Raw genomic sequence first — 11,917 nt, forward strand, 5'->3', positions numbered from 1 at the left:
TACAGGGTTCAGGGTGAGGGTACAGGGTGCATGCCCGGCGGTGCAAGCTTAGGGTATGCGCTCGAGCTCGATTGCTTCACCACCCCAGCTTGATGGATCGATATCCTCAATGGTTTGGGTGAAGTCCCAGACCTGGCCGAAGGGATCCTGCAATGTACATTGGCGTTCGCCATACATGTGGGTCTGAGGATCTCTTAGCGCAACCGCTCCATGCGCGACGGCGTTTGCAAAGAGTTCATCGATCCGGTCAGTACGCACCATGATCGAGACGCTCCGCGCAGGTTCGACTTCAGCTTGATGCAAGATGATATGACCGTCCGAAGCATGCATCTGGATGCGATGGTTCCCGCCGACGCGCAGGCGTTCGCGAAATCCAAATGCCGTTTTCAGCCACGATGCTACTGCCACGATGTCCGAATAGCGAAGTACTGGAATCACCGAAGAGGGAGGAGCAGATCGATTGGTCATGGTTGTCAGCGCAGGGTTGAGGCGCCCGGGGTGTTCCATTCGTTGATCACGATACCAAGATCGTTGAGCGTTTGCATTGCCTTTTCCATATTGCGGCGAATGGTCGGCCGCACGGCGAGCGGGGCGTCATGTGCCTCTTCGATGGCGATGACGCGGCCATAAGGCCAGGCATCGCGAGGGATGGCATTGAGCGCCGCGGGAAGATCGGCAACGCGGATGGTCAGCTCCTGCTTGCGTGCGGCTACGGGCCGGATCATCGTGCCCTTAGCGTACTCAGAGGGGTTTGCGTCTGCCATCAGCACGTGAAGCGAGACCATGTTCTCCTGCACGGTGATCGCCGGGTTCTCCCAGTTGGAGAGGTCCTGGATGGTGAGGTAGCGGTTCTTCGAAGGAGGTGGGATCTCGCGGTCGAGCTCAACACGGATCTCTTCCATCTGCTGACGGTTGAGGGTGCTGCCCATGCCAAGACTGGCGGCCGAGGCACTGCTGCGGCAGCCGTTAAGAAGAGGCAGGGAGAGGGAAACGGCAAGAAGGGCGACGAAGGGCTTCAACACAGTATCTAGCATAGCAAGGCCGTACAATAGAGCCTTATGATCAAGGGTTTGACGCTGGTGCGGAGCGTGCCTTCCGCCAAGGATTTTGAGCGGTTGACGAGCCTGTTTGAGGGGCTTGGATTCGAGCCCGGAAAAGGCTGGGAGCTGGACCGAGGCAAGGGTGCTCCGTTCCGGGCGCCGCTGGGAAATATCGAGTTTGTGACTGGCAGAGAGCCGAAGGCGCCGCCGCTGCTGGTTGAAGTAACCCAGCTTGATGGTGTCTACGAGGCCGTAAAGGCATGGTCCGCGGCAAATGAAGCGCCCGCCCCGACTGAGATCGCTCTACAGCCCTGGAAGTCGCGCCTGTTTACCGCAGAACCCGTCAGTGGCATGACAATCGGCTTTTGGGAGTGGGACGATCCGGTGAAGGGCAAGCCGGTTGCTATCGAAGGCGACCTGATTGCTACCGGGATGAAGTTCGCCATTGTGGTGGCTCGCTGGAATGCCGTAATTACCGATCGCCTGCTGCAGGGCTCCCTCGATGGGCTATTGCGCAGCGGCGTCAACCGCGGGGATATTGAGATCGTTCGCGTTCCGGGCTGCTGGGAGATTCCTTCGGCATCACGTACGCTCGCGGAACAGAAGCGTTTTGACGGCATCATTACGCTGGGGCTGCTGTTGCGCGGCGAGACCGCGCACTACGAGGCTATCTATAACGAGGTGGCGCGGGGAATCGGCCAGAGCCAGCAGGAGACAGGGATTCCGCACGCCTTTGGTGTGCTGACCTGCGAGACCCTTGAGCAGGCGCTGGACCGTGCCGGCGTCAAGGCAGGCAATAAAGGATTTGAAGCAGCGATTGCTGCCATCGAGATGGCGTCGATCCGCAAGAAAGTGGGTGCCTGATGGCAGCAGGAACACGTCGTAAGGGCCGCGAGATGGCGATGCAGATGCTCTACCAGAGCGATCTGGGCAAGCAGACTCCGGAACAGGTCCGCAAGGTCTTCTGGAGCTCGCGGGAAGAAAAGGAAGTCGATGAGGAGGCCCGTGGATTCGCCGAAGATCTCTTTCGCGTTGCCACGGAACGGCAGGACGAGATCGACAAGCTGATTGAGGGGCATTCAGCCCGCTGGAAGCTGGAACGCATGGCCGTTGTCGATCGTAATCTCCTGCGGATGGCTACCGGCGAGTTGCTGGCTTTTCGCGCAACGCCTGCAGCGATCATCATCAACGAGGCACTCGAGATCGGACGCAAGTACTCGGCTCCAGAGAGTATTAACTTCCTGAACGGTGTGCTGGACGCGATCGCAAAAGAGGTTCTGGAGAAGCGGTTGCAGTAGAAAGACGTAGTCCTACAGGAGTGGAAAAGTCGACCGCAAATAAGAAACGCCCGGAACCTTCCGGGCGTTTCTCTTTGGGAGCATGCTCCTGGTTATTGGAAGGTACGCGGCTTGGCAGCGATCAGGTCAGGCACAGAGTACCCGCTGCCGCTGAAGGCCGGAAGCTTGGGATCGAGCTGGCGGGTATCGCTGTAAGCCGTCGTTCCCTTGGTGATGAGGTGCACCTGGTTGTCGCCTGCCGTGCTGACGAAGAAGGTTGCGTCATCCGCACTGAACACACCACTTACCGGGGCGGTCGGCGCGGACTTGCCGGAGGTAGTGGCCAGTGCAATGTTCGAGACCGTGTTGGTGGAAGGGAAGTAGGCCGGAATGACAGGCGACCCAGTGGCGCCGGCCGAGTAGGTTACAAAGGCCACCGACGAGTTCGAGGCTGGCACGATGCTGGTAACTGCCGTTCCGCTGGCGGTTGTGGCATAGGTGTTCAGGGTTTTCTGTGTGAAGTTGGGAACAGCACCACTGGTCGTGGGGCAGGCTCCTCCTTGCGTCGAGCCTCCGATCGGCATGGAGACGCCGATGTCGGTGATCTGAGGAACACCAGAGAGCATCCGTGCGCCAAGGATATGGGCGCCATCGTTCGTCGCGGCGACGCGATCCAGAGGAGCTGCGACCGTGCTTGCAGTGCCTCCTGCGATGGGGAAGTACTCGATGGAGCTGACGGAGGTGCCGGAGTAAGTGGTCTTGTGGCAGTACGTGTGGCCGACAGTGGCTGTCGAGCCGGCGAAATAAGCGCCGACCGACGGTACGGTAACAGCGACATCGTTTACGGCCGTCAGACCGGAGTTGTCGATAACGTGCCAGCCAGCAGGCGTGGAATACGTGATGAGCTGGTTATCCGCCGTCGTGATGTACACGGTTGTGCTGTCAGTTGACCAGGCAGCACGAGTTGCCACGCCGCCGTAGCTAGAGGCGACCACACCCGCTGAAGTGTACAGATAGATGAGCTTACGGCTTGGATCCGTGATGACGACCGTACCTGAGTCCGGCGAGACCGAGATCACCCGGCCTGAGATGGAAGTGTCTTCCTTAGTGATGGCGTTCGAGGTCGCATTCAGCGTAATGATCTCGTTGCTGGTGCCCAGATAGAGAGCAGCGCCATCGGTAGAGAGCTGCATCGAGTTCGGCACGTAAGGCAGACGAAGCGTCGCGCCCAGGTTGCCCGTCGTCATGTCGATCTGGGTGACGTATTGCGACTGCGTGCTGGCCAGGTAGAGATAGTTGCTGCTCAGGCCGGTCGTGGTGACATTGATGTTATTCGACGCGACGGGCTTTCCATTGCCGAAGAGGCCCACGCGGTCCGTCGGGGAGGGATTACACGTCGGCGGCAAGCAGAATGCTGTAATCGCCGCGGCGCCCGGGAAGGTCGGGGTCACGGAACCGGTGGCCGCCGGAATCGTACGGGGTGTCGTGGAGACGTAGGTCAGCGTCAGGTTGGTGAGTGTCGTGTTGTTCTTGTCGAGCACCGTTGCCGTAATTGGCTGAGTGGTGTTCGGGTTGACATTGACGCTCGTAGAGCTGCTGCCCGGGATGTTCAGGGCGATGCTGGTCGGCGGGCAGGTGGAGAAGTAGCCCGCCGTCGAGGTCGCATTCGAGATGCTGGCCGTAATGAGGGTCGATCCAGGCTGAGCGGCGGTAGCTACGCCATTTTCATCGATGGTGACGATGCCGGAAGTCTGTGCCGCAAAGGTAAATTTGCCGACAATCTTGGGGTCAATGGTATTGCCGGACGTATCTTTTGCATCAGCCGCGAGAGTGATTGCTTTCCCTTGCGATACGCAATCCGTCTGCGATACCCCCGTCAGGGCCACACTGCCGATGATGGGATGCACATAAACAGTAACCGTATTACTGGTAGCCCCACCCGCGCTGGCCGTAACGGTCGCGGTTCCGGTAAGGGTGGTGCTGTTGCAGTAGGTGTAGTCTGCAATGCCGCCGGCGCTGTTGCGATTCCAGCTTCCGGCACAGAGGCGTCCGGTGGACGGATTCACGTCGACCAGCGTGTGCGTCGTATCCGAGCTCGCATAGGTGAAGTTGCTGACGCTGACACTGTTGCCTTTGCAATCAGTGGCGCTGGCGGTGCCAACGCTGCCCATCTGTCCACTGGATAGAGAGACGCCGGTCAGGCGGGGTTCAAGGTTAATGGTGGTGATCTGGCCGGTCAATATACCGGAATCGCCGCCGTTGCAGTAGACGGCACTGCTCTTATTGCGCGAGCATCCCGTGATCGAGACACTGACAGGAATAAAGAACATCACCAGAAAAGCAAGAAGAACAAACCGCCGCATTCAACCTCCCCGTTCGGCAGGAATCTGCGCCGAACGGTCCATACCGCCATTGCTTGGAATTCCTAAACTTCAGTGTAAAAGGTGACGGGTAGAGCGGCAAATAGTAAGCAGCATGTCTTCTTCTTGAAAACATTGCCACCATGAGTCTTTCGCCAAATCCTTCGCACCCGTGTTGGTGTTGCGCCTGGAGCATTTTTCCTGTGGGTGTGATGCAGGGCTTCCGATCTATGGGCGTTTTCCGCAGTGAAAACGCCGCTGAATGTTTCTTCCCGAATACCCAGCAACAGGGAAAACGCTCTGATCTCTATTGCATTGCGCTGCTTGAATCGGTTTTTGCGGGCATCTTTTCTTCAAACCAGCGCAGAGTCCGCTCCAGCCGGTCAGTATTGTGTCCTGCATCGGCGAAATGATGACCTTCGCCGGGGTAGACGATGAGCTGCGTGGTCACTCCCAGGTCGCGCAGCGCATGCCACATCTCAAACGACTGCGGCATGGGGCACTCCCCGTCGGAATCTCCCACGATGATCAGGGTCGGGGTCTTTACATTCTTGATGTAGTTGATCGCCGAAGACTTGGCATACACCGCCGGATTGTCATAAACCGACGATCCAAAGAAGGGAATCATCCACTGGTCGATGGAATTTTCACCATAGTAGCTCTGCCAGTTGGAGATGCCGGCCCCGGAGACCGCCGCCTTGAAACGATTGGTCTGGGTGATGGAGAACATGGTCATAAATCCGCCGTAGCTCCAGCCCATTACGCCGACGCGATCCGTGTCGACGGGAAATCGCTTCTCGACGGCATCAAGGCCTGCGAGGATGTCGCGCAGATCGCCATATCCGAAGTCCTTGCGGTTGGCCTGGGTGAATGACTCGCCCTGACCATAGGAACCGCGCGGATTGGGTTGGAAGACAAAGTAGCCCAGGGCTGAGAAGAGCGCCGGCTCTCCCCCGTATCGGGAAGTGATCTCAGAGGAGGGGCCGCCGTGGACCGAGACAATAAGGGGGTACTTCTTACCCGCATCGTAGTTGGCAGGCAGGGTCAGCCAGCCCTGTACATCGAAGCTCTCGTTCTTCCACTCGATGGACTCAGCCTTACCGTTCAAGGGCTTCAACGTGTCGTTAAGGTGCGAGATTTGCTTCAGGTTCTTCATCTCGCCCGCCCAGACCTCGGGCGCCATATTCAAAGACTGGCGAATGAGCGCCATCTTTTTGCTCGGGATGGAAACAGAGACCGACATGGCCGATTGGCCGGAGCCGATCGACTCTGGCAGCGTGAGGTGATAGATCGGCATGTCCGAGCCCGAGGTGGAGAGGATCCCCAGGTGAGCCTGTCCGCGCTGGTGTTCGCTCACCACAAGGTGGGTGTTGTCAGCCCAGTCGATCCAGGAAGGAGTCGATTTGCGCCCTTCCGTGATGTTCCGGGCATCTCCACCCGTCGAGGGAACGAGGTAGACATCGCCGCCGTTCGAGCCCTCGTCGGACATGAGGCCGCCGATAAAGGCGATCGTCTTACCGTCGGGCGAGAAGCGGGGAACTGCGATCTGGAGTCCATGGAGCGGCCCTGGAGCCTTTTGAGAGTCGACAACGACCGAAGGAGGAGCGTAGTAGGCGGTGCATCCCTGCCCATCGCAGGCTTCTCCTGTTTTTTTGAGAGACAGGTTATAGAGTTTGGCGACCCACCAGTTGTTTTCTCCTGGAGGATTTGCCGCGATAAAGGCGATGTTCTGCGAATCGGCAGACCAGGAGAACTCATAGACATGCAGATTGGCAGGTGTGACGGCGTACTGCAGCCTGTGGTCGACAAGATCGACCTTCTCGACCCGCTGGATCTCGATGCCATCTTCGCCGATCACACCGGCTGGCGGCTTCATCGCCGAGGTGGCTCCCGCAGTACGGGTGGCGTTTTCGACAAAAAGAAAGGCGACAGAGTGTCCGTCGGGAGAGAAAGCCGGTTTGGTAAGTGCTCCCTTTAGTGTGGTGAGCTGCTGGAAGCGGTTGTCGGCCGCTGTCCAGAGGTAGAGCTCCCACTGCTTCTGGCGTTTTCCGTCTGGCGAACAATTTGAGAGAAAGGCGAGCGTCTTTGAGTCCGGACCCCAGGTTGGGCTCTTGCTGGCGCAGGCGGGCTTCAGTTCATTGCCGCCGGGCGAGAGAATACGGTCTTCTGCTCCGCCATTGGAGGTGGAGAGATGCAACTGATCACCGGCCGTGCCAGGCGCCACCCAGGCGACATAGGTGCCATCGGGGGACAGGATGGAAGCTGAAGGCGTCCGGACCCGGGCGAGGTCTGCAAGCAGTTCCGGGATACGGGAGCTCTGCTGCGCTGGTAGAAATCCGGCAGAGAACAGAATGGCGGCGGCGATCGTACGCATACGTCTCAGAATAGTGGTTGGGAACCGGAAGTGGGAATGGTTCATATTCCGTTTATGGAAGAGAATCAGTTAGACGCTCCGAGCGTCTCTTGAGAAAGAGGAACTCCTTTTTGAAAACAACTCTGGCACGTTGTACGCGATTCGTCGGTTCCATTGTGCTTGCGGGCGGTCTAACCCTTTCACCGGCGGTACATGCAGAAGAAGTGCCTTCTTCTTCTTCGTCTCTTCCGGACTCCCCCCAACCGCAACAGCCGGCAAAGGTGCATTCGGACGATGGGCAGCAGACCAAGCGGATTCTCGGTATCCTGCCCAACTTCCGCTCGGTATCGGCGGATCAGGTCCTGCCTCCGCTCTCGCCGAAAGAGAAGTTCAAGCTGACGGCGCAGGACAGCTTCGACTACTCGGCATTCGCCTATGTCGGCATTGTGGCTGGGGTTGGGTTCGCGCAAAACTCCTATCCGGAGCTTCACCAGGGCGCTGCAGGATACGGACGCTACTACTGGCATAGCTTTGCCGACAATGTAGGCGGCAACCTGATGTCAGAGGCGGTGGTCCCGACGCTTGCACGGCAGGACCCGCGTTACTACACACTGGGTCATGGTGGGCTGGTAAAGCGCACAGGCTATTCGCTTTCACGGCTGGTTGTGGCGCGTACCGATAATAACCACCGCACCTTCAACTTCGGGGAGGTGGTCGGCAATGGCGCCGCGGCGGGAATCGCCGATCTGTATTACCCCGGCCGGGAACGGACCTGGACCAAAACTGGCCAGCGCTGGGTGACTGCAGTCGCGCTGGATGGAGTGAGTGACCTGATTAAGGAGTTCTGGCCGGACGTTAACCACAAGCTCTTTCACTCCCACTGAAAAACGGTGCGATGGCGGTCGGCTGTCCGGCGCCAACAAAATTGACTCTTTTTACACTTCTTGGTATTGTTTGGAGGTTCCGCGTATTTCCGGAACTCGTCCGCGTGTGGGCAGAAGTGAGCTCCGGGCGGCGGGTAGGGCAGGAAAAGCTCTGTGCGGGAGGGATCACTGGGAATAACCGGTGGAAAACCCTGTGCGAAATTCCGGATAGAATAGAGATATCGCAATGTTGAGGCCAATGGTCTTGGCGGATGCGAACCCCTCGATCGAGCCTGCGACACCCTCCTCCCGGGATGGGCTATGTGGGCCGGAACAGCGAAACGGAGTCGGGCTGGTCTGCAGGCTGCTTTGAGTGAAAGCTCAGGGTGTGTTTGCGGGCGGAGAGACCTGGCCACCGTCGACTGTTATTCGCTTGGTTGGTTGGTTGTGCCCTGTGGCTGCGGTATTGGGCCGTGGGTAAAAGGAATGCGAAGCTGTGGCTTCGTCCAGGTGCCTGGAAATGGTGTCTGGAGATTTTGCGCGAGCGCGCAAGGTTTGGTTGGACGGCGGTTCTGGGGCTTATTGCGGGCTCCGGACTTGCCGGTTAAGTAGTTTGGAAGCGATTTGCAAGGAGTTTTAGAGTGCCTACGTTTCATCAGCTCGTAAAGAAGGGCCGCACGGCGCCCCGCTACAAGACGGCCAGCCCTGCGCTGCAGGGTTCGCCCCAGCGTCGTGGAGTCTGCACCCGTGTGTACACCCAGACCCCGAAGAAGCCGAACTCGGCTCTGCGTAAGGTGGCTCGTGTCCGCCTGACGAACGGAATCGAAGTGACGACGTATATCCCGGGCATTGGCCACAACCTGCAGGAGCACTCGATTGTGCTGATCCGCGGTGGCCGTGTGAAGGATCTGCCGGGTGTTCGTTATCACGTCGTACGCGGCACGCTGGATTCGGTTGGCGTCGCCAATCGTAAGCAGAGCCGTTCGAAGTACGGCGCCAAGCGCCCGAAGGCCGCTGCGAAGTAGTCGTTGAGTGTTAGCTGCTGAGGGTCACGGATGTGGCCTGAGGCAAAAAGCCTGGTTGCTTGAGAAGTTGACGGCTCCAGGGGAAGAAGAGGAAGAGAAGGAATGCCACGTAAAGGTCATATCTCGAAGCGGGAAGTTGCTCCGGATCCGGTGTATAGCTCCACCCTGGTAACGAAGTTTGTGAACAGCATGATGTGGGGCGGCAAGAAGTCGACTGCCCAGAACATCTTCTACGAGAGCATGAAGAACCTCGAGGCCAAGGGTGGCGATGAGGCAATCAAGCTGTTCAAGAAGGCCGTGGAGAACGTGAAGCCCCTGCTGGAAGTGAAGAGCCGCCGCGTGGGCGGCGCCAACTATCAGGTGCCGATCGAAGTGAACCCGGAGCGTCGTACTTCGCTCGCAATCCGCTGGCTGGTGACCTTTAGCCGTTCGCGTGGTGAAAAGGGCATGGTCGATAAGCTGACCGCCGAGCTGCTGGATGCGGCTAACGGTCGCGGCGCCGCGATGAAGAAGAAGGAAGACGTTCATCGCATGGCTGAGGCGAACAAGGCCTTCGCTCACTATCGCTGGTAGTTCCGTCTGCGGCGGGTAATACCCGCCGCAGGCAAGAAATAAGAGTCGTACCGGTGCAGCAATGTGCCGGAGTCAAGTAGGAAGCAACCGCGGGCGAAAGCTCGCAGAAGAGAAGAACTAAAGTGGCACGCACGATCTCGCTGGACAAATGCCGCAACATCGGCATCATGGCCCACATCGACGCCGGTAAAACGACAACGACGGAGCGCATCCTGTTCTATACGGGTGTGAACCATCGCATCGGTGAGGTGCACGAAGGCACTGCGACCATGGACTGGATGGAGCAGGAGCAGGAGCGCGGCATCACGATTACCTCGGCCGCGACGACCTGCTTCTGGAATAAGTACCGCGTCAATATCATCGATACCCCGGGCCACGTGGACTTTACGGCTGAGGTGGAGCGTTCGCTGCGCGTGCTGGACGGCGCGGTCGCCTGCTTCGATGCTGTTGCCGGCGTACAGCCTCAGTCGGAGACGGTGTGGCGTCAGGCTACCAAGTACCGCGTTCCGCGTATTTGCTTCATCAATAAGATGGACAAGAACGGCGGCGACGCCGAGCACGCAACCCAGACCATCAAGGACCGTCTGGGAGCCAAGGCCGTGATGCTGCAGATTGCCGTCGGCGCCGAGGCGAACTTCAAGGGTGTGGTTGACCTGGTTGAGATGCGCGCCATTCTGTGGCACGACGAGACCATGGGCGCCAAGTACTCGGTCGAAGAGATTCCCGAGAATCTGAAGGAGAAGGCGACTGCCTTCCGCAATCAGCTCATCGAGACAGTTGCCGAGAGTGATGACGTTCTTCTGGAGAAGTTCCTGGAAGGTCAGGAGCCGACGGTCGACGAGCTGAAGTCTGCCATCCGTAAGGCAACGATCGGTATGCATATCTTCCCGGTTCTGATGGGTTCGTCCTTCAAGAACAAGGGTGTGCAGACGCTGCTCGATGCTGTGGTGGACTACCTGCCGAGCCCGCTGGACGTTCCTCCGATTGAGGGTATTGATCCCGACAATCCAGAGAAGAAGCTGATCCGCAAGTCGGATGACAACGAGCCGCTGGCTGCTCTGGGCTTCAAGATTATGACCGACCCGTTTGTCGGCCAGTTGATCTTCGTCCGTGTGTACTCGGGCGCTCTGAAGGCCGGCGATACCGTGCTGAATCCACGTACCGGCAAGACCGAGCGTATCGGCCGCCTGCTGAAGATGCACGCCAACAAGCGTGAAGAGATTACGGAGATCCTGGCCGGCGATATCTGCGCCGCCGTGGGTCTGAAGAATCTCGTCACCGGCGACACTATCTGCACAGAGAAGAGCCCGATCGTTCTCGAGTCCATCGACTTCCCGGATCCGGTTATCTCGGTTGCGGTAGAACCGAAGACCAAGAGCGACCAGGAGAAGATGGGTATGGCGCTGGCGAAGCTGGCGCAGGAAGATCCCACCTTCAAGGTGCACACGGATCCTGATTCGGGTCAGACCATCATCTCGGGTATGGGCGAGCTTCACCTCGAGATCATCGTCGATCGCATGATGCGTGAGTACAAGGTCGAAGCGAACGTCGGTAAGCCACAGGTTGCGTATCGTGAAACGATCCGTCAGCAGGCTGAGGCGGAAGGTAAGTACATCCGTCAGACCGGTGGTTCGGGTAACTACGGCCACGCCAAGATCCGTATCGAGCCGAACGAGCCTGGTAAGGGCTACGAGTTCAGCAACGATATCAAGGGCGGCGTGATTCCGAGGGAGTACATCAAGCCGATCGACCAGGGAATCCAGGAAGCGCTGCAGGGCGGTGTGCTTGCCGGCTTCGAGATGGTCGATATCAAGGTCTCGCTCTACGACGGCAGCTACCACGACGTCGACTCGAACGAAATGGCCTTCAAGATCGCCGGTTCCATGGCGTTCAAGGAAGCCGCCAAGAAGGCCAAGCCGGTACTTCTGGAGCCGATGATGGCTGTCGAAGTAACCGTGCCCGAGGACTACATGGGTACCGTGATCGGCGACCTGAACTCCCGCCGCGGACGTATCGAGGGCATGGAGATGCAGGGCGGCCAGCAGGTGATCAAGGCGACGGTTCCGCTGTCGACCATGTTCGCTTACTCGAACAACCTGCGTGGATCGACACAGGGACGCGGCAACTTCTCGATGCAGTTTGCACACTATGAAGAGGCTCCGCGCTCGGTATCGGAAGAGATTATCGCCAAGGTACAGGGCAAGCAGTAAGCCTGAAGTCAAAGACAGATTCAAGGATTCTTAGAAGCTAAGGACGGAGAAGAAGATGGCGAAGGARAAATTTGACCGGTCGAAGCCGCACGTAAACGTGGGAACGATTGGACATATCGATCACGGTAAGACGACGCTGACGGCAGCGATCACGAAGGTCCTGTCGAAGCACAATCCGAAGAACGCGTTCCGTTCGTTTGACACGATTGATAACGC

11 protein-coding genes are annotated in these 11,917 nt (G+C 58.4%); 7 read left to right on the forward strand and 4 right to left on the reverse strand.

The window, feature by feature from the left end; all coding sequences use genetic code 11:
• Nucleotides 1-48: 48 nt before the first annotated feature.
• Both AB4Y89_RS13010 and AB4Y89_RS13015 read right to left on the reverse strand, forming a co-directional pair.
• On the reverse strand, nt 49-468 hold the full coding sequence (locus AB4Y89_RS13010) for a VOC family protein (protein WP_442301357.1): 420 nt from the start codon (nt 466-468) through the stop codon (nt 49-51).
• Between the two features lie 5 nt (nt 469-473).
• A complete protein-coding gene (locus AB4Y89_RS13015; RefSeq protein WP_442301358.1) occupies nt 474-1,019 on the reverse strand; it encodes a hypothetical protein in 546 nt (181 codons plus the stop codon).
• Nucleotides 1,020-1,058: 39 nt separating this feature from the next.
• Between AB4Y89_RS13015 and ribH the strand changes: the two genes are divergently transcribed.
• Both ribH and nusB read left to right on the forward strand, forming a co-directional pair.
• Nucleotides 1,059-1,904 carry a 6,7-dimethyl-8-ribityllumazine synthase gene (ribH, locus tag AB4Y89_RS13020; RefSeq protein ID WP_442301359.1) on the forward strand — a complete coding sequence of 282 codons (846 nt, stop codon included), beginning with the start codon at nt 1,059-1,061 and terminating at the stop codon, nt 1,902-1,904.
• Complete coding sequence (gene nusB, locus AB4Y89_RS13025; RefSeq protein WP_442301360.1) at nt 1,904-2,338, forward strand: transcription antitermination factor NusB; 435 nt, start codon at nt 1,904-1,906, stop codon at nt 2,336-2,338. The genes ribH and nusB overlap by 1 nt, the downstream gene beginning before the upstream one ends.
• A 92-nt stretch (nt 2,339-2,430) precedes the next feature.
• Here nusB and AB4Y89_RS13030 read toward each other — a convergent pair whose 3' ends face one another.
• Together AB4Y89_RS13030 and AB4Y89_RS13035 are read right to left on the reverse strand one after the other, a co-directional pair.
• On the reverse strand, nt 2,431-4,680 hold the full coding sequence (locus tag AB4Y89_RS13030; protein ID WP_442301361.1) for a YncE family protein: 2,250 nt from the start codon (nt 4,678-4,680) through the stop codon (nt 2,431-2,433).
• A gap of 304 nt (nt 4,681-4,984) precedes the next feature.
• Nucleotides 4,985-7,051, reverse strand: a complete 2,067-nt coding sequence (locus tag AB4Y89_RS13035; protein ID WP_442301362.1) for a S9 family peptidase — start codon at nt 7,049-7,051, stop codon at nt 4,985-4,987.
• 110 nt (nt 7,052-7,161) lie between these two features.
• Between AB4Y89_RS13035 and AB4Y89_RS13040 the strand changes: the two genes are divergently transcribed.
• The 5 genes from AB4Y89_RS13040 to AB4Y89_RS13060 all read left to right on the forward strand — a co-directional run.
• Nucleotides 7,162-7,914, forward strand: coding sequence for a hypothetical protein (locus AB4Y89_RS13040; RefSeq protein WP_442301363.1), 753 nt, complete (start codon nt 7,162-7,164; stop codon nt 7,912-7,914).
• Nucleotides 7,915-8,534: 620 nt separating this feature from the next.
• Nucleotides 8,535-8,918 carry a 30S ribosomal protein S12 gene (gene rpsL / locus AB4Y89_RS13045; RefSeq protein ID WP_147648595.1) on the forward strand — a complete coding sequence of 128 codons (384 nt, stop codon included), beginning with the start codon at nt 8,535-8,537 and terminating at the stop codon, nt 8,916-8,918.
• A gap of 102 nt (nt 8,919-9,020) precedes the next feature.
• Complete coding sequence (rpsG, locus tag AB4Y89_RS13050) at nt 9,021-9,491, forward strand: 30S ribosomal protein S7 (RefSeq protein ID WP_442301364.1); 471 nt, start codon at nt 9,021-9,023, stop codon at nt 9,489-9,491.
• A 122-nt stretch (nt 9,492-9,613) separates the two neighbouring features.
• On the forward strand, nt 9,614-11,701 hold the full coding sequence (gene fusA, locus AB4Y89_RS13055; RefSeq protein ID WP_442301365.1) for an elongation factor G: 2,088 nt from the start codon (nt 9,614-9,616) through the stop codon (nt 11,699-11,701).
• A gap of 55 nt (nt 11,702-11,756) precedes the next feature.
• Nucleotides 11,757-11,917: GTP-binding protein (locus AB4Y89_RS13060; protein WP_442301373.1), on the forward strand; the 161-nt coding region annotated here is incomplete at its 3' end.

The organism is Terriglobus sp. 2YAB30_2, assembly GCF_052114765.1.
Taxonomy (GTDB): Bacteria; Acidobacteriota; Terriglobia; order Terriglobales; family Acidobacteriaceae; genus Terriglobus.

Coding starts and splice junctions, on each gene's coding strand:
- AB4Y89_RS13010 (WP_442301357.1), bottom strand. CDS start 468: ATGACCAATCGATCTGCTCCTCCCTCTTCGGTGATTCCAGTACTTCGC.
- ribH (WP_442301359.1), top strand. CDS start 1,059: ATGATCAAGGGTTTGACGCTGGTGCGGAGCGTGCCTTCCGCCAAGGAT.
- nusB (WP_442301360.1), top strand. CDS start 1,904: ATGGCAGCAGGAACACGTCGTAAGGGCCGCGAGATGGCGATGCAGATG.
- AB4Y89_RS13030 (WP_442301361.1), bottom strand. CDS start 4,680: ATGCGGCGGTTTGTTCTTCTTGCTTTTCTGGTGATGTTCTTTATTCCT.
- AB4Y89_RS13035 (WP_442301362.1), bottom strand. CDS start 7,051: ATGCGTACGATCGCCGCCGCCATTCTGTTCTCTGCCGGATTTCTACCA.
- rpsG (WP_442301364.1), top strand. CDS start 9,021: ATGCCACGTAAAGGTCATATCTCGAAGCGGGAAGTTGCTCCGGATCCG.